The organism is Lutibacter profundi (genome assembly GCF_001543325.1).
GTDB lineage: Bacteria > Bacteroidota > Bacteroidia > Flavobacteriales > Flavobacteriaceae > Lutibacter > Lutibacter profundi.
In genome coordinates this window covers 148,609-170,193 of record NZ_CP013355.1, presented here as the reverse complement: position 1 = coordinate 170,193, position 21,585 = coordinate 148,609, and the positions used below count along the sequence as shown (strand labels likewise).

Here is a 21,585-nt window from a genome sequence, read left to right as displayed (position 1 = left end):
CTTTTCACAAAAACAATTATATTATGAAAATATATGATGACAAACACATTAAAAATGTTGCTATTGTAGGCGCAAATAAAAGTGGCAAAACTACACTGGCAGAAACAATGCTCTTTGAAGCTGGATTAGTCAAACGTCGTGGTAGCGTAGAGAACAAAAACACTGTTTCAGACTATCACGAAATTGAACAAGAAAGAGAAACTTCCATATTTGCCACCCCACTTCATACTGAATGGCGTAACTACAAAATAAATCTTATTGACACTCCTGGTTTAGACGATTTTATAGGTGAAATTGCTTCAACAATGCGCGTTGCAGATTCGGTTATTGTAGTTGTAAACGCACAACAAGGTGTTGAAGTTGGTACTGAAATAATTTGGAATTATGTAGATAGATTTTCTTTACCAACAGTTTTTGCCATAAACCAAATAGATAGCCCAAATGCTGATTTTGAAGAAAGCTTTAAAAGTATTGTTAATTTAATAGGAAAACACGCAATTAAAATTCAATACCCTATTATTGTTGATGGTGCACAGTGTATTATTGATGTTCTTAAAATGAAAATGTACAAGTTTGGACCTAACGGTGGTAAACCTGAAAAATTAGAAATTCCTGAAGACCAAAAAGAATTAGCCAATAAACTACAAAATGAATTGATTGAAAAAGCTGCCGAAAATGATGAAGATTTAATGGAATTGTATTTTGATAAGGGTACCTTAAATGAAGATGAAATGAGAGAAGGAATAAAAAAAGGAATGTTAAATCATGAGTTATTTCCTGTTTTTTGTATTTCTGCACTAAATGATATGGGAAGTGGTAGATTAATGGGATTTATTGATAACGTTGCGCCATCATCAGCAGATTTAAAACCAGAGCAAAGTGTTGAAGGTGAAACCATTGAATGTAAGTCTGACGCACCAACATCATTATTTATTTTCAAAACTTTATATGAACCAAATCTAGGGCAAATTAGCTTCTTTAAAGTAAAATCTGGAGAAATTAAACAAAATGATAAATTGGAAAACTCTAGAAATGAAGAAATTGAAATAGTAAATCAATTGTTCATTATGGATGGTAAAAATCGTGAACCTGTTGAAAAATTATGCGCAGGAGATATTGGGGCTACATTAAAACTAAAGTATACTAAAACAAATGACACTTTAAGAACCAAAGGTTCAAACATTACAATTAAACCTATACATTTTCCAGAACCAAGAATAAATAAATCGATAACTGCAGCTGATAAAAATGATGAAGAAAAATTAAACGATGCTCTTAAAAAAATTCACAATCAAGACCCTACAGTTATTATCAAATATTCAAAAGAATTAAAACAACAAATTTTATCTTGTCAAGGTGAGTTACATTTAGCAACTATAGATTGGACTTTACAAAAAATATATGGTATAAAAGCCAATTTTGAGCAACCACGAATAACATATAGAGAAACAATTCAACGCTCTGCAACTACTAGTTACAAACACAAAAAACAATCAGGAGGATCGGGTCAATTTGGCGAAGTTCATATCAAAATAGAACCTTATTTTGAAGGAATGCCTGAACCAGATGGGTTTAACATAAGAGGTAAGGAAGTAGTAGATTTAGAATGGGGAGGTAAATTGGTATTTTATAATTGTATTGTTGGAGGTGTTATTGACACACGCTACTTACCTTCAGTTTTAAAAGGAATTTTAGAGGTTATGGAAGAAGGCCCTTTAACAAAATCTTACGCAAGAGACATTAGGGTTATGCTTTTTGATGGTAAAATGCATGCTGTTGATTCTAATGATATTTCATTTAAAATTGCAGCTGCACACGCTTTTAAAGAAGCTTTTTTAAATGCTAAACCTAAATTACTAGAACCTATACATGAAATTACTGTGAAAGTTCCTGAAGAATTAATGGGGAATGTTATGACTGACCTACAGTCTAGAAGATCAATTATACTAGGTATGGATAGTGATGGTAAATATCAAACCATTAAAGCTAAAACACCATTGGCAGAAATGTATAAATATTCAACAACTTTAAGATCTATAACCCAAGGTAGAGGAAGTTTTAGCACTAAATTTTCAAGTTTTGAATTGGTACCTAACAATGTTCAAGAAGAACTTATAAAAAAGAATAAAGAATAGCGAACCTACTTTTAAAACAGTAAAAGACTCGCCGAAATGACGAGTCTTTTTTGTTAGTAATAATCAATTAATATTTATTAATTCAATCAATTTATAATTCTTAAAGCTTTAGTTGGTATTTAAAACAAAGGTATTTTAAGAAAAGGTTTAAAATATTAATTGATTGGCAATATATCATTTTTTTATTTAAATAATAAGTAAACTTATTAACAATTAACATTTTAAGTGTGAATAATCTATTTTTAAGAACAATTCAATATGTATTTAATAATTAAATAATTTTGGTGATTTAGTACTAAATTTTACACATTCTTCCAGTTAGAATTAATTATATTTGCACTATAAATTTATTACTTATGAAACTTTTATTAATTACATTAGCGTTACTAGGACTCGGAATTGCAGGCCTATCAATTAAACTTTGGGCAAAAAAAGATGGTAAATTTGCTGGAACTTGTGCAAGTCAAAATCCTCACTTAAACAAAAATGGTGAAGCATGCGGTTATTGTGGTAAATTACCTGACCAATGTGAAAATAAATAAAAAATGATTATATACATTTTTATTGCTTTTATAGTAATTATTTGTATTCAATTTGTTTACTATATTTTTATTTTTGGTTCATTTGTTTGGTTCAAAAATATACCACCCAAAAATTATTTTAACCAACCCGTCTCAGTCCTTATTTGTGCAAAAAATGAAGCTGAAAACCTCAAAAAAAATATTCCTTTTTTTACAAATCAAAACTACCCATTGTTTGAGCTGGTTTTAATTAACGACGCTTCTAGTGATAACACCTTGAAAATAATGAGGCAATTTAAAGAGGAAGCTTCAGTCTCAATTAAAATTATAAATATTATTACACCGAAAAGTAAAAAAAATGCTTTAGCACAAGGAATTAAAGATGCTTCATACGAGCACTTATTATTCTCTGATTCTGATTGCAAACCTCTTTCCAAAAATTGGATTACTGAAATGGCAAGCAATTTTAACAGCCAACATAAAATTGTACTTGGATTTGGGTCTTACAAAAAAATTAAAAAATCCATTTTAAATAAATTAATAAGGTTTGAAACTCTTTTAACAGCCATCCAATATTTTTCTTACTCCAAAATAGGGATTCCCTATATGGGTGTTGGTCGTAATTTAGCCTATACTAAATCTTTATTTTATAGTGTTAATGGTTTTGCTAAACATCTAAAAATAAAATCTGGTGATGATGATTTATTTATCAATCAAACTGCTATAAAAAAAAATACAACCATTTGCTATTCAAAAGACAGTTATACTGAATCATCTCCAAAAACAACATTTAAAAGTTGGATTCAACAAAAGAGAAGACATATTTCAACTGCCGCTTATTACAAACCACTTCACAAATTTTTATTAGCCTTTTTTTATAGTTCACAAATACTATTCTGGATTTTAGGAACTATTCTTTTATTGAATTTATACAAATGGCCAATAATTATTTTTTTAATTTTTATAAGATTTCTATTTCTGTACGTTATTATAGGTTTTTCAGCAAAGAAATTAAATGAAACAGATTTAATATTACTAATACCGTTTTATGAAATATTTTTAATCTTCGTACAAATGTTTATCTTTATCAAAAATCTTATTTCAAAGCCCACACACTGGTGAAAAAAAATATTGATATTCTTAATTTAATTGAAAAAGCCAAGAAAAATGACAGAAAGGCTTTTAACACCTTGCTAAACACTTATTGGAGTGATGTTTACCGCTTTCAATTTTCTAAAACTGACAATGAAGATGAAGCAGAAGATATTACTATAAAAACTTTTTCAAAAGCATTTGACAAAATTCATTTATATAATGATAAATATAATTTTAAAACTTGGCTAATTTCAATTTCGAAAAATATTTTTTTAGACCATTTAAGAAAGCAACATACCGATACTATTTCAATAAACAAAAAAGAATCAGAAGCATATAAAATATTTGACGAAACTCCATCTCCAGAAGACCAACTTATTATTGAACAAAATTTAATACAACTAAAAAATTTCATCAAACTACTAAAACCTCACTACCAGGAAGTTATAAATCTTCGATATTTTAGAGAAATGAGTTATAAAGAAATGGCAAATTCATTAGATGAGCCTATGAATACCATTAAAGTTAAATTATTACGTGCTAAAAACTTATTAGCTGAAATAATAAAAAAATCTTCTAAAAATTGAATATCGCAAGAATAAACTGGTTAAAAAAATTAGGCCCAGGATTACTTTTTGCTGGTGCAGCAATTGGCGTTTCACACTTAGTACAATCTACAAGAGCTGGAGCTGATTTTGGTTTTGGATTAATTTGGGCTTTAGTATTAATTCATATTGTTAAATATCCATTTTTTCAATTTGGCCCTCGATATGCAACAGCAACAGGTGAAAGCTTGTTGGACGGGTACAAAAGGCTGGGAAAAGGAGTACTTATTACCTACTTTATACTAAACATAGCAACCATGTTTACCATACAGGCTGCTGTTACTATTGTTACAGCTGGTTTGGCTGCTAATTTATTTGGAATCACTACAAATCCCATTATTTGGAGTATTCTAATAACACTTATTTGCGTTACATTATTAATTGTAGGGAAATACAAACTACTAGATAATTTAATGAAAATTATAATTATAACATTAACACTAAGTACCATAATTGCTTTAATAATTGCAGCTTATAATACTCCCTCAACTTATAATTTTACGCAAGTTTTGCCTAAAGGAAGTGTTGAAATTGGTTTTTTAATTGCATTTTTAGGTTGGATGCCTGCACCACTTGACATTTCTATTTGGCAATCTCTTTGGGCCATAGAGAAACAAAAAGATAAGAGTAATGAATTTACCACAAAACAGGCTATTTTCGATTTTAATATTGGCTTTGTAGCAACGTTAATTTTAGGAATCTGTTTTGTTTCTTTAGGCGCAATTGTAATGAATCACTCAGGTGAAATTTTTAGCGGAAGCGCAACACAATTTTCTAAGCAACTAATTAGCCTTTATACTGAAAATTTAGGAAGTAAAACAACTATTTTTATAGCAGCAGCTGCATTTACAACTATGTTTAGCACTACCATTACTACTTTAGATGCGTCTCCACGGGCAATGACCAAAACATTTGAACTTCTAACAAAAAAATATTACAAAAACATGTACTGGTTTTGGATTAGTTTTTTAGCAATTGGAACCATATCAATATTGGTTTTCTTTATGTCTGAAATGGGAGTGCTTATAAAAATTGCAACTATCTTATCATTTTTAACCGCCCCCTTCTTTGCTATTATAAACTATATTTTAATTTCAGGAAAACATACTCCAAAAAAATGGAGACCTTCCATTTTTTTAAAAATCATGAGTTGGTTTGGCATACTATTTTTAATTAGCTTTAGTATTTGGTACCTCTTTAGTTTATAAATTCTTCGTACTTTTGCAGTCAATTTTCATAAAAAATGTCAGAAAAAATAATTTCATCACCTAATAAAATTAAAAAGCCCCAATGGTTAAGAGTAAAATTACCTGTTGGTAAAAAATATACTGAACTAAGAGGGTTAGTAGATAAGTACAAATTAAATACCATTTGTACTAGTGGAAGTTGCCCTAATATGGGTGAATGCTGGACTGAAGGTACAGCCACCTTTATGATTTTAGGAAATATTTGCACACGTTCATGCGGTTTTTGCGGTGTAAAAACTGGAAGACCTGAAACTGTAGATTGGGAAGAACCTGAAAAAGTAGCACGTTCAATTAAATTAATGAAAATTAAACACGCTGTTATTACATCTGTAGATAGAGATGATTTAAAAGATGGTGGCTCTATAATTTGGACTGAAACAATTAACGCCATAAGAAGAGCAAACCCAAAAATAACAATTGAAACATTAATACCCGACTTTCAAGGGAATAAAGTAAATATTGATAGAATTTTAACTGTTGCTCCCGAAGTAATTTCTCATAATCTTGAAACTGTTAGGCGCTTAACACGAGAAGTTAGAATACAAGCTAAATATGATCGTAGTTTAGAAGTTTTAAAATATATGAAAGATAAAGGCCAACTTAGAACAAAATCTGGTATTATGCTTGGATTGGGTGAAACTGAAACTGAAGTTATTGAAACTATGCAAGATTTAGCAAATGCTAAAGTTGATATTTTAACCATTGGGCAATATTTACAGCCAAGTAAAAAACATTTACCAGTTATTGAATACATAACACCTGAACAGTTTGATAAATATAAAGAACTAGGGTTAAAAATGGGCTTCAAATATGTTGAGAGTGGTGCATTAGTACGTTCTTCTTACAAAGCACAAAGACACTTAATATAGATTTATTTTTACTTTAACTTTTAATTAACAACACCTCCCTAATTTTGGCATAAGAATTGCAATATATCTGTCAGCAAAGTACTTGCATAACTTTGTTTTCATTGTATAACTTTTTGAGTTAATTAGATAAAAAGGCACTCTAGTAGTGCTTTTTTATTTTTTGTACAACCTTGTGTAACAACTACCATTTTATTTTTTCTATTTTTTTTCTTTCTAAATAATCATTCACTTTACTAAAGTGCCTATTACCAAACCAATAACCTCTATTAGCACTTAAAGGTGATGGGTGCCCACAAGTTAAAATATGATGTTTATTTTTATCAATTTTCGATCCTTTCTTTTTAGCAAAACCTCCCCAAAGTAAAAAAACTACATTCTTTTTCTCTTCTGAAATTTTTTCAATAACGGCATCTGTAAATTCTTCCCAGCCTTTTTTTTGATGAGAACCAGCATTATGAGCTCTCACAGTTAATGTGGCATTTAATAAAAGTACCCCTTGTTTTGCCCAACGCTCTAAATTCCCGCTTTTTGGGTAAGGAATATTTAAATCTGTCTCAATTTCTTTAAAAATATTAATTAATGATGGTGGATGAGCAACACCTTCATTAACAGAAAAGCAAAGTCCGTGTGCCTGTCCAATACCGTGATACGGATCCTGACCAATTATTACCACTTTTAAATCCTCAAAAGAGCATAAATTAAAGGCTTCAAAAATTTGATTTCCTTTAGGAAAGCAATTATTTGTTATATATTCATCTTTAACAAACTGAGCAAGTTGTTTAAAATATGGTTTTTCAAATTCAGGTTGTAATACTTTTACCCAACTTTCAGCTATTTCAACTTTCATTGTTGCTATTCGTCTTAAATTTATACTTTTGCTTAACTTTTCAAAAGTACTATTTTTTATGAGTAACATTTCAGAAAAAACATTAATTGATTTAGAATTTAATACCGTTTTACAATCTGTAAGTGAATTCTGTATTTCAAATTTAGGTAAAGCTGAAACTTTACAAATAAAACCTTTTCAAACTCTTGAAAAACTAAAGCCAGAATTAGAAGAAGTAAATGAATATTTATCAACCTTTGAAAACGACACTAAAATACCCAATCATTATTTTGATGATATTCAAAAAGAATTACATTTATTATCTATTGAAAATAGTTATCTAGAGCCTACTTCTTTCTTAAAAATACTAAATAATTCAACTACAATTTTTGAACTACTGCAATTTTTTAAAAAATTTAGAGAATACCATCCTTTTCTTTTTGAAGCTTCTCAAAAAATAACATACCAAAAGCAAATAGTACTAAATATAGAAAAAATAATTACTCCTTTTGGAGAAGTTCAAGAAAATGCTTCAACCTTATTAAAACAACTGAGAAAAGATATTAATTTGGTTCGCTCTAAAATTGGCGGAAGTTTTAACAAAGCTCTAAGCCAATACAGCAATGCAGGTTACTTAGATGAAATTAGGGAATCAGTTATTGACAATCAACGTGTTTTAGCGGTTCAAGCAATGCACCGAAGAAAAATAAAAGGTAGCTTAGTAGGAAGTTCCAAAACAGGAAGTATTGTTTTTATTGCACCAGATACTACTTTACAATTTAGTAGAGAATTACAAAATTTAATTTATGAAGAACATCAAGAAATAGTCAGAATTTTAAAGGAATTAACAAATTTATTAAGACAATACACCCCAGATTTAAAAGACTATCAAAACTACTTAATAAAACTTGATGTTACAGCTGCAAAGGCAATATATGCCGTAAAAATAAAGGGATGTTTGCCTAAAATTACTTCCGAGAAAAGAATTTTTTTAAAAAATGCATATCACCCTATTTTATTAGTAAAAAATAATGAACAAAATAAAAAAACCGTTTCACAAACACTTGAACTTGATAAAAATCAACAAATTATTGTTATTTCTGGACCAAATGCTGGAGGTAAAAGTATAGCGCTTAAAACTATTGGATTACTACAAGTAATGCTTCAAAGTGGCTTATTAATACCTGTTCATGAACGTTCAAAAACCTTTTTCTTTGAAAAAATATTAACAGATATTGGAGATAATCAATCTATTGAAAATCAACTAAGCACATATAGCTACCGTTTAAAAAATATGCGTAATTTTTTACAAAAATGCAATAGTAATACCCTATTTTTAATTGATGAATTTGGAACGGGAAGCGACCCTGAATTAGGAGGTGCTTTAGCTGAAATATTTTTAGAAGAGTTTTACACAAAAGGGGCTTTTGGAATAATTACTACACACTATGCAAATTTAAAAGTATTAGCAAGTGAATTGGAAAATGTTGCCAATGCTAATATGCAATTTAACGAAAAAACGTTGGAACCATTATATAAATTATTTATTGGGCAAGCGGGTAGCTCTTTTACTTTTGAAGTTGCTCAAAAAAATGGAATTCCATTTAGTTTAATTAACAAAGCAAAAAAAAGAGTTCAAGGTGAAAAAATTAGATTAGATAAAACAATCTCAAAACTTCAAAAAGAAAGGAATAAACTGCAGCAAACTTCAGAAGTTTTAGAAAAAATAAAATCTAAAGCTACAGAACAAACCAATAGCTTAATTGAAAAGAAACAAAAAGTTCAAGAGAAACTAGAAAATTTTCAAGAATTATATGATAACAATCAAAAAATGCTTTCTTTAGGAAGAAAAGTTCATGAATTTGTACATAAATATTTCCAAACCAATAATAAAAAACAACTTATTACAGATTTTAATAAATGGGTAGCCAATGAAAAAACAAAGCATTTAAAAAATACCCCTCTTAAACTTAAAACTAAGCCTCAAAAAAATAAGGAAAAAGCTAAAAAATGGCAAATTGAAAAGAAACTAAAAACTACTGAAATTGAAGTGTTAGCTGAAGTAGTTAAAGTTAGAAAAATAAAAAAAATAGAAGCAACTAAAATTGCAAAACATAAAGCCAATTATGTTTTTCAAGCAAAAGATAAAGTTCGTATTATTGGTAGCAACTCATGTGGAACTATTGATAAGATTGAAAAAAATAACGTCTTTATTAATTATGGCATTTTTACAACAAAAACTACTTTAAACAAACTTGAGTTAGTTGAACCTTTTAAAAACAAATAGTTTTACAGTTCTAATCTTTTCATTTGCAGAAAGATAAATTTGCAACCAAAAAAAATTATCCTTAAATTTAGCGTGCTAAAAAATAAATCATGCTACACTATTTTAAAGCCATCACTGTTTTTTTTGTTTGGGTTTTAATTGCACTTACGTCTCATTATTTTATTAGCTATAAATTTTTCAACAATTGTAATATTTCATCAAAAAACACAACTGTTACCTCACCTCAAAAATTCCAGTTATCGGTTATTGATAAAACTAATGGTACTATTTACAATTTCTCAACTGGATTTACCATAAAACAAAATGAACCATCTGTTTCAAACATAACTAATATCCCATATTTAGCTGATAGTATTAAATTTATTTTAACAAACAATTATGCAAAAGAACTTCATATAATTGGAAAATATTTAAAAACTGAAATTCAAGTTGCCCCCAACAAAAATATAGGAATTCAACGTGCAGAGACTGTAAAAAATATGCTACTACATTTAGGTATAAAAACAAATAGAATTAAAATTTCGGGAAAAGTTGAAAATTTCTCATTCAATAACAAAGAAATTTTCAACAATGGTATTCAGCTGAGTTTTGACAAAATAGCGCAAAATTATTTAGATAGTATTGAGGCTATTATTCACAATAAAACTCTTTATCCTAACTTTCAGAATGATGTTCTAATACCTGCTAAAAATTTAAAAGAATACACTCAAATTTTAAAACAATATTTACAAAAATACCCTACTAAAAAAGTGCTGGTTACAGGGCATACCGATAACTTAGGTTATTTTAACAACAATTTAATTATTGGACTCCATAGAGCTAAAATAATTAAAAAATACTTTATTAATAACGGTATTAACGCTAATAAGATATTAACGCAATCTAAAGGTGAGTCTGAACCAATTGCCGAAAAAACGACTGAAAAAGGAAGAGCAAAAAATAGAAGAATTGAAATTAAAATTAACTAACATTTATAATTTACTATGTCCTTATCCATTTTTTCAAACCCAAGTATCATACACCTATTAGAAATTTTTTTTTGGATGCTAGGAGCCTTTTTAATTGGTTTGTTTTTTGGAAAAATTAAAGCATATAGAAAAAAGAATAGTAAACCTCATAACTCAGATAAGTATGTTGATTTAAATATAAAAGATGATCTATCCAAAATTAGAGCTACCAAAACATTTGAGCGCGGTGGTAAAAAAATGATAAAAACAATTCCTATAGACACCTATGACAGAGGTTTAAATTTTAATCGTATAGGATTTGCATCTATTGAAAATAAAGACAATTTAAAAAAAATAAAAGGCATTGGACCTTCAATTGAGAAGAAACTAAATGCCATTGGAATTTTCACCTTTGAACAAATAAGTAATTTTAATAGCAGAGATATTGCTAAAATTACCGAACTAATTAAATTTTTTGCAGGTAGAATTGAACGAGATGACTGGGTTGGACAAGCATTTAAATTAATAAATGAATCTAAAAACTAATTTTTATTCTTCTTTATACCGCTCCATTTCACGATCATAAAATTTACTAGCCAAGTCTATAAGTGTTACCACTTCACTTTCCAATTGTTTCTGATCTTCACCTTGAAAATCTTCTAACCACTCTATTTCATCATCAATTAAATTGATAATAAATCGTGGGAATTCTGTATGAATGATAAAGATATTATCTGAGTAATCGGTATTATCTCCTAGTAAAAATTTAGGTAAGTCCATTTTTTTCTTTTATTAATTTCTTTGATAAATAGTTAAATCTAAAAAACAGCATAATTGCTGAACTGGTTAATGCAGTAAGTAAGCCTATCCAAATTCCCAAAGTACCAAGGCCTGCAACTCTTCCTAAGTAATAACAGACAGGAAAACCAATTATCCAATAAGCTATAAATGTTATTCCTGAAGGGATATTTACATCTTGCAACCCTCTTAGCCCTCCTAAAATAACGGCCTGCAACCCATCTGACAGTTGAAAAAAACCTGCAATTATTAATAAGCTTGACGCTATTTCAATAACTTCTAAATTATCTGTAAACATCCAAGGTAGTACATTTCTAAATAGCATAAATGCAATTGAAAAGGTAAACATAATTATTAATATTAACAAAAAGTTTGAGAACGCAATACGCCTTAACTCAATAAAATTATTCAGTCCTTTTTGATTACTCACCCTAATTGTTGCGGCAACGCCAATACCTACTGCTATCATAAATGTAGTTGAAGCTAATTTTAGCGCTATTTGGTTTGCAGCCTGAGGCAAGGCTCCTAAAGTGCCAGCTAATAAAACTGAAGCTGTGAATAACCCAACTTCAAATAACATTTGTAGTGCTGTTGGAAATCCTATACTTATTATTTTTTTGAAAGTTTTAATTTTAATCTCATGAAATTGTAATCTTTTCATATAAACTACAAATTTTTGTTTTTTCATTAATACAATATATAAAAAAACCACCATCACAATCCTAGAAATTAAGGTACCTATTGCAGCTCCTACTAACTCTAACCTTGGAAAAATCCATATACCATAAATTAGCGCAAAATTTAAAATAATGTTCACAACATTGGTAAGTATTGTGGCATACATAGCATATTTTGTTTGGGACAAGCCATCTGCAAATTGTTTAAAACCTTGAAAAATCATTAGTGGAATCATAGACATTGCAACAATTTCATAATAAGGAATTGCTAATGCTACCACTTCTTCTGGTTGGTCTAAATGGTACAAAATGGGTTTAATAAACAATAACATTCCAAAAACGGCAATGCCTAAAATAGTCATCAAAATTAATCCATGCTGAAAAATATTTCTTCCTTTTTCTTCATCTCCTTCTCCATCAGACTCTGCAATTAAAGGTGTTATTGCAAACGAAAATCCAATACCAATAGAAAGTGCAATAAAAACCAAACTATTTCCAAGTGAAGTAGCGGCTAACTCAACTGGGCCAAGCCTACCCACCATAATATCATCAATTAAACCAACTAATAAATGGCCTAATGAACCCATCATAATTGGAGTTGCTAACTTTAAATTATTTTTAAATTCAGAAGTGTAATTTTTAAGCTTCAAAAGGTTTAAATTTTAGATTGCGAATATACAAGATTTTATACGTATTGAAATGTTAGAAAGTTATTTATTATAGAGAAAATCTATTTCGTAATAAAATATTAAAATTAACATCATTTTAAATCTGTATATAAATTTGTAGCTTTGCAAAACAAAATTATTAACCATAAATTAAAAATATAATAATGGCTGTATTAGTTGGAAAAAAAGCACCAAAATTTAGCGCACAAGCGGTAGTAAACGGAGTGGAATTTGTTGAAAATTACTCTTTAGAACAATTTGAAGGAAATAAATATGTTATTTTATTCTTTTACCCTAAAGATTTTACATTTGTTTGCCCTACTGAATTGTTTGCTTTTCAAGAGAAATTAGCAGAATTTGAAAAAAGAAATGTTCAATTAGTTGCTGTATCTACAGATACTGAACAATCTCACTGGGGATGGTTACAAATGCCAAAATCTCAAGGAGGAATTCAAGGTGTAACGTATCCAATTGTTGCTGATACCAATAAAACAATTTCAAAAAATTACGATGTATTAGCGGGTGATTATTATTACGATGATAACGATCAATTACAGGCTAGCGGAGAATTAATTGCTTATCGTGGTTTATTTTTAATTGATAAAGATGGAATTGTACGTCACCAAGTTGTAAATGATCTTCCTTTAGGGAGAAATGTTGATGAAGCTTTAAGAATGGTTGATGCATTACAATTTACAGAAGAACACGGTGAAGCCTGCCCTGCAAATTGGAGTTCAGAAAAAGAAGGATTAAAAGCTACGCATGAAGGTGTGGCCGATTACTTATCTAAACACTAACAAAAATCAAATATATTTTAAAAACTCCCGAATTAATTCGGGAGTTTTTACTTTTTAAACTAACTTTGATGTTTAAAATATAATTATTATGACTAAAATAACACTAAAAGGTAATCCAATTAACACGGTAGGAAAATTACCTAAGGTTGGTAAGAAAGCACCAAAATTTAATTTAATAAAATCTGATTTATCCAAAGCAAAACTAAAAGATTTTAAAGGATCTAAACTAATTTTAAATATTTTTCCAAGTTTAGATACAGGTACTTGCGCAGCTTCAGTTAGAAGGTTCAACAAAGAGGCTGGAAATCTTGAAAATACAAAAGTACTATGTATTTCTAGAGATTTACCATTTGCTCAGGCACGCTTTTGTGGTGCTGAAGGATTGGATAATGTTATTACATTATCTGACTTTGCAAAAGGAAAATTTGGAAAAGCATACGGCGTAACAATTAAAGATGGTCCTCTTGCCAATTTACATTCAAGAGCAATTGTAATTATTAATGAAGAAGGAGAAGTAACATATACACAACAAGTTCCTGAAATTGTTGATGAACCAAATTATGAAGATGCGCTAAAAGCATTATAAATTAAATATGAGTTCAAGAAATAATTTTTTTCTAAATCGTCTAAAATCAGTAAAATATGCTGCTAAGGGTTTTTGGATTTTAATTACTTCTGAAAATAGTATCATAGCACAAGTTATAATTGTAATTTTCATGACAATTATGGGCTTTATAATGCATATTTCTGCTACCGAATGGATGTTTCAATTAGTTGTAATTGGACTTGTTTTGGTAGCAGAAGCATTAAATACTGCTATTGAAAAAATTGCCGACTTTATTCACCCTGAATATCACAAACAAATTGGTAGAGTTAAAGATATTTCTGCCGGTGCAGCGTTTTTTGCTGCAATATTTGCTATTATTATTGGTTTAATTATTTATATACCTAAATTTATCTAGGAATTTAACCACAATCATATTAATTTTATATTTTTGTGAGATAATACGGTAAATGGCTAAAAAGAAAAAAACTTCAACAAAAAAAATAATCAAGCCTCGTTTTCAAAAGACCAAATCTTTTTTTGGAAACCAGCAAACACAAACTATTATTGGTGTGTTTGTAATATTGTTTGCTATATTTTTATTAATTTCATTTATATCTTATTTTTTTAACTGGCAAGAAGATCAAAGTCAACTTTCAAATTTTACAGATAAAAATATTACCGTAAAAAATTTATTAGGAAAAATTGGAGCAAGCATTAGTCATTTTTTTATTTATAAAAGTTTTGGAGTTGCAGCACTTTATATACCTTTCCTTTTATTTTTTTCTGGCATATCTATTTTTTTAAAAGGAAAATTAAAAAAAATTAAAAAAAGTTGGGGCTGGGGAGTTTTAGGAATTCTTTGGGTGTCAATCACCTTTGGATTTTTGGCCTATAAAAACTCTTTATTAGCTGGTGTATTAGGGTATGAAATTAATTTGTATTTACAACAATTTTTAGGGAAAACAGGATTAATTTTACTACTATTATTTTTAGGTATTTCTTATTTAGTAATTCGTTTTAAATTAACACCTGAAGCCTTAAAAAACAACTTTAAAAGCTCAAAAAAGAACAGTAATGAAGTAACCGAAAGCTCCTTAGAAGATGACAATCAATCTATTGAATTACCTTTAAATAATAATCAATCTACTCAAGAAAATTATTCAACCAATTCCAACACCCCTCTTGAAGAAGAAAAATCAACCCTAAATTTAGAGAATACAATTGATGAAAATGTTGAGACTAACAATGTTGAAATTGCAGTAGATCAAATTGTAGAAGAAAATCACGTGAATGAAAACTTGTCTGATAAATTGGTGAAAGATTTTGGTGAATTTGATCCTACACTTGAATTGAGTAGTTATAAATTTCCAACATTAAATCTATTACGAGATTATAATGAAAGTATTTCTGTAGATCAAGCAGAATTAGAAGCAAACAAAAATCGAATTGTTTCAACACTTAATAATTACAATATTGGTATTGATCGTATTAAAGCAACCGTTGGACCAACGGTAACTTTGTACGAAATAGTTCCTGTAGCTGGTATAAGAATTTCAAAAATTAAAAATCTAGAAGATGATATTGCATTATCTCTTTCAGCAATGGGAATTCGTATTATTGCACCAATTCCTGGTAAAGGAACCATTGGTATAGAAGTTCCAAATAAAAACCCAACTATGGTTTCAATGAAATCGGTAATCTCTTCAACAAAGTTTCAAAATTCAGAAATGGAATTACCAATAGCATTGGGGAAAACAATTTCAAATGAAACTTTTGTAATTGATCTTGCTAAAATGCCTCACCTTTTAATGGCTGGTGCAACAGGCCAAGGTAAATCTGTTGGTTTAAATGCTGTTTTAACTTCATTATTATACAAAAAACATCCTGCCGAAGTTAAATTTGTATTGGTTGACCCTAAAAAAGTAGAGCTTACACTATTCAATAAAATTGAACGACATTATTTGGCTAAATTACCAGATACAGAAGAAGCAATTATAACAGATACTACCAAAGTTGTTAATACGCTAAACTCACTATGTATTGAAATGGATGCGCGTTATGACTTACTAAAAATTGCAATGGTTAGAAACATAAAAGAGTATAATGTAAAATTTAAAGCTCGAAAATTAAACCCAAATGATGGACATAAGTTTTTACCCTATATAGTTTTAGTTATTGATGAATTTGCAGATTTAATAATGACTGCAGGAAAAGAAATTGAAACTCCAATAGCCCGTTTAGCACAATTAGCACGTGCCATTGGTATTCATTTAATTGTAGCTACACAACGTCCATCTGTTAACGTAATAACTGGTATTATAAAAGCAAACTTCCCTGCAAGAGCCGCTTTTAGAGTTACTTCAAAAATAGATTCTAGAACAATTCTTGACGGTCAAGGTGCCGATCAATTAATTGGTAGAGGTGATATGCTTTTCTCTGGAGGGAATGATATCATTAGACTACAATGTGCATTTGTTGACACACCTGAAATTGAAAAAATTACAGACTTTATTGGCTTACAACGAGCTTACCCTCAAGCTTATTTATTACCTGAATATAGTGGTGAAGAAGTTGGCACAAGTATTGATATTAACATTAGTGAAAGAGACGCTTTGTTTAGAGATGCCGCCTTAGTAATTGTACATGCACAACAAGGTTCAGCCTCTTTATTACAACGAAAATTAAAATTAGGATACAATAGAGCTGGAAGGCTAATTGACCAATTAGAAGCTGCTGGTATTGTAGGGCAGTTTGAAGGTAGTAAAGCAAGGCAAGTACTCATTCCAGATGAAATGGCATTGAATCAATTATTAGATAACGAAACAAATTAAGCAATAAAGAACAACCAAATAAAATGAGGAAAACAACATTAATACTAGCAATAATTGTACTCAGTTTTTCTGGGTTCAGTCAAAACACTAACAAGGCTAAAACGTTGTTAGATGAAGTGGCTCAAAAAATTGAAGCCTATAAAAATATCTATATAGAATTTAATCATAAATTTGACAATACAGAAGCTGACGTACACCAAGAAACAAGAGGCAATGTTACCCTAAAAGGGGATTTATACCATTTAAATTATATGGGTACTGAACAAATTTTTGATGGGAAAAAAGTATATCTTATAATTCATGAAGATGAAGAGGTAATTATTCAAAAACCATCAGATGATGAAGGTGAAACACTAACACCTTCCATAATGTTTTCATTCTATAAAAATGGTTATACGTATAAAATGGGTGAATTAAAATCTACAAAAGGTATTAAAATACAATATGTAAAGCTAACGCCTATTGATAGTAATTCAGAAATTAAAAGTGTATTGATTGGAATTGATGTTAAAACAAAACATATTTACAACATTATTGAAGTTGGTAAAAATGATACTGTTACCACACTTCAAATAAGAACTTTCAAAACAAATCAACCTATTTCAGAAAAGCTTTTTATCTTTGACACAGCAAAATACAGAGATCAAAAAAGATATACGATTTCTGAACCAAAATAATAGTGTTGAAAATATTAGATAAATATATTTTAAAAAGTTTTTTAGAACCCTTTTTAGCTACATTTTTTGTAGTTCTTTTTGTTTTGGTTATGCAATCTCTTTGGTTGGCATTTGATGAAATTGCAGGTAAAGGAATAGACGTTTTTTTTATACTAAAATTTCTTGGCTATTTAGCGCTTACCCTCACCCCCATGGCTTTGCCAATTGGAATACTACTATCTTCAATTATGGCACTGGGAAATTTATCTGAAAACTATGAGTTTGCAGCACTTAAATCTGCCGGTATTTCGCTAAAAAGAATTATGAGACCTTTAATTATTTTTATCTTATTTATAAGTGTCTTCAACTTTATTTTCTTAAATAATATTTATCCATGGGCAACTCTTAAACAAAAAAATTTATACTTAAATATTAAAAAGAAAAAACCTGCTTTAGCGTTGGTTCCAGGTGCTTTTAATACTGAAATACCAGGTTATAGCATAAAGTTTGATGAAAAGTATGGTGAAGAAAAAAACTTATTAAAAAATGTTCAAATAGCAGATTTAAGTGCTGCTAATGGGAAAATAAAAGTAATAACAGCAAAAAAAGGAATAATTTCTACAGAAGAAGGCAGTAAATATATGACATTGACCCTGTTAGATGGTAATTATTATGAAGATTATATAAAACGAACTGCTCAACGAAATGACAAAGCAAAAATGCCTTTCTCAAATGCTACATTTGATACCTATGTTATAAACATTGATATTTCTTCTTTTAATGATGAAGACAATTTAAATAAGGAAGATATAAAGCAACACCATAGTATGCTTAGCATAACTCAATTAGACTCTATTTCAAAAGTAAATAAAATTAAATACGATAAGTTTATTAGTAGTAGAGCTAAGTATTTTTACGATATGATTGAAGGTCATAAATTAATTAAATACCCTGATTCACTTATTGATAAAAAATTAGATCCTGAAATACTTAATAATTTTAACTTAAATAATAAAACCATTGTACTTAGTGAATCATTGCAATTATTAAAACGTACAATAGACCACAGCTCAAATCAGAAAACTAGTTTTAAAAATAAAAGAAAATTATTAAACCTATATGACCATGAGTTTTACTACAGAATTTCATTTTCTTTGGCTTGTTTAGTTTTGTTTTTTATTGGGGCTCCATTGGGTTCAATCATACGAAAAGGAGGGTTTGGATTACCTATGATTATGGCTATCGTAATTTTTGTGATTTACTTCTTTATCTCTAAACTTGGAGGAAACTTATCAGAAGAAAGCGCCATTAGTACGCTATTGGGAAGTTGGTTATCTACAATAATATTATTACCCTTTGGAATTCTATTAACAAGAAGAGCTACAAAAGGAATGGGCATTTACAATATTGATGCTGTTTTTGATAAAATTCAAAATATTTATAAAAAAATTATAAAACGTAATTAAAAAATATGGGGGCTTATAGAAATAACATCCAACTAAATACTATTGAAGAGGCTTTAGATGATATTAAAAAAGGTAAAATTGTTATTGTTGTTGATGATGAAAATAGAGAAAATGAAGGTGATTTTGTTGCAGCGGCAGATAAAGTTACTCCTGAAATGATAAATTTTATGGCTACCAAAGGTAGAGGGCTTATTTGTGCTCCTTTAACTGAAAGTAGGTGTAAAGAGTTAAATTTAGATTTAATGGTAGGGTTAAATACAGATCCGTTAGGAACCGCTTTTACTGTATCTATAGACTACCACGGAAAAGGCGTAACTACTGGAATTTCAGCTAAAGACAGAGCTACAACAGTAAAATCTTTGACAGATGCAACCATTAAACCTCATGATTTAAGCAGACCCGGACATATTTTCCCATTAAAAGCACGTGAAGGTGGTGTACTTCGTAGAACAGGGCATACAGAAGCAGCTATTGATTTAGCAAAACTTGCTGGTTTAAACCCCGCTGGAGTAATTGTTGAAATTATGAATGAAGATGGCACTATGGCTAGGCTTCCTCAATTAATGAAAATTGCTAAAGAACATCAATTAAAAATAATTTCAATTGAAAATTTGGTTGAATACCGTATGCAACACGATTCTTTAATAGAATTGTCTGAAGATTTTACAATAAACACACGTTTTGGTGAATATAGGTTACGTGCCTATAAACAAACAACCAACAATCAAGTACACATTGTATTAACCAAAGGTGAATTTAAAAAAGATGAAAAAATATTAGTTAAAGTGAATTCAACATTAGTTAATAATGATATATTAGGAACATTAACAAATAACCCTGACGATAAATTAAAACGTGTATTTGATATTATTAACACAAAAGGGAAAGGTGCTGTTGTTTTTATTAATCAGGAAAATCAATCATTTAATTTATTGAATAGATTAGCCGTTTTAAAAGAAAATCAATTAAAGAAAAAAACATATACTCCAAATATTCAAATGGATGAAAAAGATTTTGGGATTGGAGCTCAAATTTTACATGATATTGGAATTACAAAACTACGCGTTTTATCAAATGCTGATACATTTAGAAAAAGAGTTGGTATGACAGGTTATGGTTTAGAAATAATTGAATATGTAAATTATTAATGTAAAATTTATGGTATGAAACACTTTTTTTTACTTGTTATTTTTAGTTTGATATTACTTTCATGTAAAGAATATGATTCACAAGAAAAGCAACCAACTGTTTCAATACCAACTGATACTAAAGGATTTGAATTAAAAGGGATTTTAGAAAATTTTTATCCCCAAAAAGTTTATCTAAATAAGATAATTGAAAACTCACTTTACCCAATAGATTCATCAAAAGTAACCAACAATACATTTACTTTTAAGGGAATGGTAGAATTTCCTGAACGCTTTGCGTTAACTTTTCAAGATTTTTCTACCGTTGTATTACTTATTATTGAAAATACTAACTTTGAGATATTTTTAAATTCAAACCAGCTAAATGAGCCTTTGATTAAAGGATCAAAGTTAAATGATAAACTTAGTGAGTACAAAACAAAATCAAAACAGCTATTTAAAAAAATAGATTATTTATTTCCCCAATTTCAAAAAGCTCGATTAGAAAATGATGCAAAAGAATTGCACGAAATAAGAATTAAAATGAAATCAATTGAAAAAGAATTTATAAATTTCAGTTTTGATTATATTCTTCAAAACAAAAACTCATACATAGCACCAATAATTTTAAGAGATCAGTTGAAATCTACTACCATTGATACGCTTAGAATAAAAAGAACTTATCAAAATTTATCAAACGAAATAAAAAATTCACCTGATGCTCAAATAATTGCATCATTTTTAGCCTTACATTAAAAAACTAAAATCCGTTTCAGGAGGTAACTCAACTGTTGGTTTATTTTGTTGAAACAATCGTGAATTCAGCTTGCCTTTTAAAATTATTTTACTTCCTTCAACTTGCAGCCAACTCCCCTCTCTTAATCCTAAAACAGGAATTTTATTAAGTGTATGAAATTCATGAATACGTGTTTCTCTTGTTTCTCCCATATGAGTAGAATTAACGTCTGGATCTAAATAATGGCAATTTAAATTAAACTTTAAAAGTTTAAATGTGTCAAAACTTGGCGGGTAAATTATGGGCATATCATTGGTGTTTTGCATTGTTATACCTGTAACAACACTTCCTGCACTGGTTCCAAAATAAGGAACACCATTTTCAACTACATTTTTAATGGCAGAAATTAATTTATGGCTATACAACTGCTCAACTAATAAAAATGTATTTCCTCCACCAATAAATATACCTTTAGCGTTATTTATGGCATCTATAGGATTTAAATATTCATGAATACCTATTATTTTAATATGTATTTTTTCAAAAGCATTTTTTGCAATCTCTGTATAAGCTTCATAAGTAAGTCCACTTGGGCGAGCGTATGGAATAAATAGTATTTCGTGCACTCCTTTAAAAAAGTCAGACAGCGAAGGTAAAATGTATTCTAAATAACCTTTTCCATGCACTGTTGAGGTACTTGCAACAACTAATTTTTTCATTGTAAAACATTTTATCAAATGTACTAATTTA

At 29.1% G+C, this 21,585-nt stretch carries 21 protein-coding genes; 17 read left to right on the top strand and 4 right to left on the bottom strand.

Annotated elements, in window-relative coordinates:
• Nucleotides 1-23 precede the first annotated feature (23 nt).
• The 6 genes from Lupro_RS00775 (at nt 24) to lipA (ending at nt 6,472) form a co-directional block, all read left to right on the top strand.
• On the top strand, nt 24-2,135 hold the full coding sequence (locus Lupro_RS00775) for an elongation factor G (protein WP_068205599.1): 2,112 nt from the start codon (nt 24-26) through the stop codon (nt 2,133-2,135).
• A gap of 356 nt (nt 2,136-2,491) precedes the next feature.
• Nucleotides 2,492-2,677: a membrane or secreted protein gene (locus Lupro_RS00770; RefSeq protein WP_068205598.1), complete on the top strand. Its 186-nt coding sequence runs from the start codon at nt 2,492-2,494 to the stop codon at nt 2,675-2,677.
• A gap of 3 nt (nt 2,678-2,680) precedes the next feature.
• A complete protein-coding gene (locus tag Lupro_RS00765) occupies nt 2,681-3,778 on the top strand; it encodes a glycosyltransferase (protein ID WP_068205597.1) in 1,098 nt (365 codons plus the stop codon).
• Nucleotides 3,772-4,338 carry an RNA polymerase sigma factor gene (locus tag Lupro_RS00760; protein WP_418001100.1) on the top strand — a complete coding sequence of 189 codons (567 nt, stop codon included), beginning with the start codon at nt 3,772-3,774 and terminating at the stop codon, nt 4,336-4,338. The genes Lupro_RS00765 and Lupro_RS00760 overlap by 7 nt, the downstream gene beginning before the upstream one ends.
• Nucleotides 4,335-5,564 (top strand): NRAMP family divalent metal transporter, encoded by a 1,230-nt coding sequence (locus tag Lupro_RS00755; RefSeq protein ID WP_227807456.1) that lies wholly within the window; start codon nt 4,335-4,337, stop codon nt 5,562-5,564. Before Lupro_RS00760 ends, Lupro_RS00755 begins: the two co-directional genes overlap by 4 nt.
• 35 nt (nt 5,565-5,599) lie before the next feature.
• Complete coding sequence (gene lipA, locus Lupro_RS00750) at nt 5,600-6,472, top strand: lipoyl synthase (protein ID WP_068205596.1); 873 nt, start codon at nt 5,600-5,602, stop codon at nt 6,470-6,472.
• Between the two features lie 181 nt (nt 6,473-6,653).
• Here the strand turns inward: lipA and Lupro_RS00745 are convergent, their stop codons facing one another.
• Complete coding sequence (locus Lupro_RS00745; RefSeq protein WP_068211287.1) at nt 6,654-7,319, bottom strand: uracil-DNA glycosylase; 666 nt, start codon at nt 7,317-7,319, stop codon at nt 6,654-6,656.
• Nucleotides 7,320-7,377: 58 nt separating this feature from the next.
• Here Lupro_RS00745 and Lupro_RS00740 point away from each other — a divergent pair, with 58 nt between their 5' ends.
• The 3 genes from Lupro_RS00740 to Lupro_RS00730 all read left to right on the top strand — a co-directional run bounded on the left by Lupro_RS00740 (nt 7,378) and on the right by Lupro_RS00730 (nt 11,078).
• Entirely contained in the window at nt 7,378-9,585 is a 2,208-nt protein-coding gene (locus tag Lupro_RS00740) for an endonuclease MutS2 (RefSeq protein ID WP_068205595.1), read from the top strand.
• An 89-nt stretch (nt 9,586-9,674) separates the two neighbouring features.
• Entirely contained in the window at nt 9,675-10,553 is an 879-nt protein-coding gene (locus Lupro_RS00735) for an OmpA family protein (protein ID WP_068205594.1), read from the top strand.
• Between the two features lie 15 nt (nt 10,554-10,568).
• Nucleotides 10,569-11,078 carry a hypothetical protein gene (locus tag Lupro_RS00730; RefSeq protein WP_068205593.1) on the top strand — a complete coding sequence of 170 codons (510 nt, stop codon included), beginning with the start codon at nt 10,569-10,571 and terminating at the stop codon, nt 11,076-11,078.
• A gap of 3 nt (nt 11,079-11,081) precedes the next feature.
• Here the strand turns inward: Lupro_RS00730 and Lupro_RS00725 are convergent, their stop codons facing one another.
• Together Lupro_RS00725 and Lupro_RS00720 are read right to left on the bottom strand one after the other, a co-directional pair.
• The gene (locus tag Lupro_RS00725) at nt 11,082-11,312 is read right to left on the bottom strand and encodes a hypothetical protein (protein WP_068205592.1); all 231 of its coding nucleotides are present in this window, start codon (nt 11,310-11,312) and stop codon (nt 11,082-11,084) included.
• On the bottom strand, nt 11,299-12,657 hold the full coding sequence (locus Lupro_RS00720) for an MATE family efflux transporter (protein ID WP_068205591.1): 1,359 nt from the start codon (nt 12,655-12,657) through the stop codon (nt 11,299-11,301). Before Lupro_RS00720 ends, Lupro_RS00725 begins: the two co-directional genes overlap by 14 nt.
• A 182-nt stretch (nt 12,658-12,839) precedes the next feature.
• On the opposite strand from Lupro_RS00720, the gene Lupro_RS00715 reads away from it, so the two are divergent.
• From Lupro_RS00715 to Lupro_RS00680, 8 genes are all read left to right on the top strand, one after another.
• Nucleotides 12,840-13,472: a peroxiredoxin gene (locus tag Lupro_RS00715; RefSeq protein ID WP_068205590.1), complete on the top strand. Its 633-nt coding sequence runs from the start codon at nt 12,840-12,842 to the stop codon at nt 13,470-13,472.
• An 88-nt stretch (nt 13,473-13,560) separates the two neighbouring features.
• On the top strand, nt 13,561-14,058 hold the full coding sequence (tpx, locus tag Lupro_RS00710; protein ID WP_068205589.1) for a thiol peroxidase: 498 nt from the start codon (nt 13,561-13,563) through the stop codon (nt 14,056-14,058).
• A 7-nt stretch (nt 14,059-14,065) separates the two neighbouring features.
• Complete coding sequence (locus Lupro_RS00705; protein WP_068205588.1) at nt 14,066-14,434, top strand: diacylglycerol kinase family protein; 369 nt, start codon at nt 14,066-14,068, stop codon at nt 14,432-14,434.
• A gap of 52 nt (nt 14,435-14,486) precedes the next feature.
• Entirely contained in the window at nt 14,487-16,850 is a 2,364-nt protein-coding gene (locus Lupro_RS00700) for an FtsK/SpoIIIE family DNA translocase (RefSeq protein ID WP_068205587.1), read from the top strand.
• Nucleotides 16,851-16,873: 23 nt separating this feature from the next.
• Nucleotides 16,874-17,527: an outer membrane lipoprotein periplasmic chaperone LolA1 gene (lolA1, locus tag Lupro_RS00695; protein ID WP_068205586.1), complete on the top strand. Its 654-nt coding sequence runs from the start codon at nt 16,874-16,876 to the stop codon at nt 17,525-17,527.
• Between the two features lie 2 nt (nt 17,528-17,529).
• On the top strand, nt 17,530-18,972 hold the full coding sequence (locus Lupro_RS00690; protein ID WP_227807455.1) for an LptF/LptG family permease: 1,443 nt from the start codon (nt 17,530-17,532) through the stop codon (nt 18,970-18,972).
• 5 nt (nt 18,973-18,977) lie between these two features.
• Nucleotides 18,978-20,120, top strand: a complete 1,143-nt coding sequence (ribB, locus tag Lupro_RS00685; RefSeq protein ID WP_068205585.1) for a 3,4-dihydroxy-2-butanone-4-phosphate synthase — start codon at nt 18,978-18,980, stop codon at nt 20,118-20,120.
• Nucleotides 20,121-20,135: 15 nt separating this feature from the next.
• Nucleotides 20,136-20,855 carry a DUF4369 domain-containing protein gene (locus Lupro_RS00680; protein WP_068205584.1) on the top strand — a complete coding sequence of 240 codons (720 nt, stop codon included), beginning with the start codon at nt 20,136-20,138 and terminating at the stop codon, nt 20,853-20,855.
• Here the strand turns inward: Lupro_RS00680 and pepE are convergent.
• Nucleotides 20,847-21,554, bottom strand: a complete 708-nt coding sequence (pepE, locus tag Lupro_RS00675) for a dipeptidase PepE (RefSeq protein ID WP_068205583.1) — start codon at nt 21,552-21,554, stop codon at nt 20,847-20,849. The genes Lupro_RS00680 and pepE overlap by 9 nt on opposite strands.
• Between the last annotated feature and the right edge of the window lie 31 nt (nt 21,555-21,585).

Bases quoted from the DNA above. Each gene is read 5' to 3' on its own strand.
- Lupro_RS00740 (WP_068205595.1), top strand. From the start codon at position 7,378: ATGAGTAACATTTCAGAAAAAACATTAATTGATTTAGAATTTAATACC.
- Lupro_RS00775 (WP_068205599.1), top strand. From the start codon at position 24: ATGAAAATATATGATGACAAACACATTAAAAATGTTGCTATTGTAGGC.
- tpx (WP_068205589.1), top strand. From the start codon at position 13,561: ATGACTAAAATAACACTAAAAGGTAATCCAATTAACACGGTAGGAAAA.
- Lupro_RS00770 (WP_068205598.1), top strand. From the start codon at position 2,492: ATGAAACTTTTATTAATTACATTAGCGTTACTAGGACTCGGAATTGCA.
- Lupro_RS00745 (WP_068211287.1), bottom strand. From the start codon at position 7,319: ATGAAAGTTGAAATAGCTGAAAGTTGGGTAAAAGTATTACAACCTGAA.
- Lupro_RS00765 (WP_068205597.1), top strand. From the start codon at position 2,681: ATGATTATATACATTTTTATTGCTTTTATAGTAATTATTTGTATTCAA.
- lipA (WP_068205596.1), top strand. From the start codon at position 5,600: ATGTCAGAAAAAATAATTTCATCACCTAATAAAATTAAAAAGCCCCAA.
- Lupro_RS00725 (WP_068205592.1), bottom strand. From the start codon at position 11,312: ATGGACTTACCTAAATTTTTACTAGGAGATAATACCGATTACTCAGAT.
- pepE (WP_068205583.1), bottom strand. From the start codon at position 21,554: ATGAAAAAATTAGTTGTTGCAAGTACCTCAACAGTGCATGGAAAAGGT.
- Lupro_RS00730 (WP_068205593.1), top strand. From the start codon at position 10,569: ATGTCCTTATCCATTTTTTCAAACCCAAGTATCATACACCTATTAGAA.
- lolA1 (WP_068205586.1), top strand. From the start codon at position 16,874: ATGAGGAAAACAACATTAATACTAGCAATAATTGTACTCAGTTTTTCT.
- Lupro_RS00680 (WP_068205584.1), top strand. From the start codon at position 20,136: ATGAAACACTTTTTTTTACTTGTTATTTTTAGTTTGATATTACTTTCA.
- Lupro_RS00700 (WP_068205587.1), top strand. From the start codon at position 14,487: ATGGCTAAAAAGAAAAAAACTTCAACAAAAAAAATAATCAAGCCTCGT.
- ribB (WP_068205585.1), top strand. From the start codon at position 18,978: ATGGGGGCTTATAGAAATAACATCCAACTAAATACTATTGAAGAGGCT.
- Lupro_RS00735 (WP_068205594.1), top strand. From the start codon at position 9,675: ATGCTACACTATTTTAAAGCCATCACTGTTTTTTTTGTTTGGGTTTTA.
- Lupro_RS00705 (WP_068205588.1), top strand. From the start codon at position 14,066: ATGAGTTCAAGAAATAATTTTTTTCTAAATCGTCTAAAATCAGTAAAA.
- Lupro_RS00715 (WP_068205590.1), top strand. From the start codon at position 12,840: ATGGCTGTATTAGTTGGAAAAAAAGCACCAAAATTTAGCGCACAAGCG.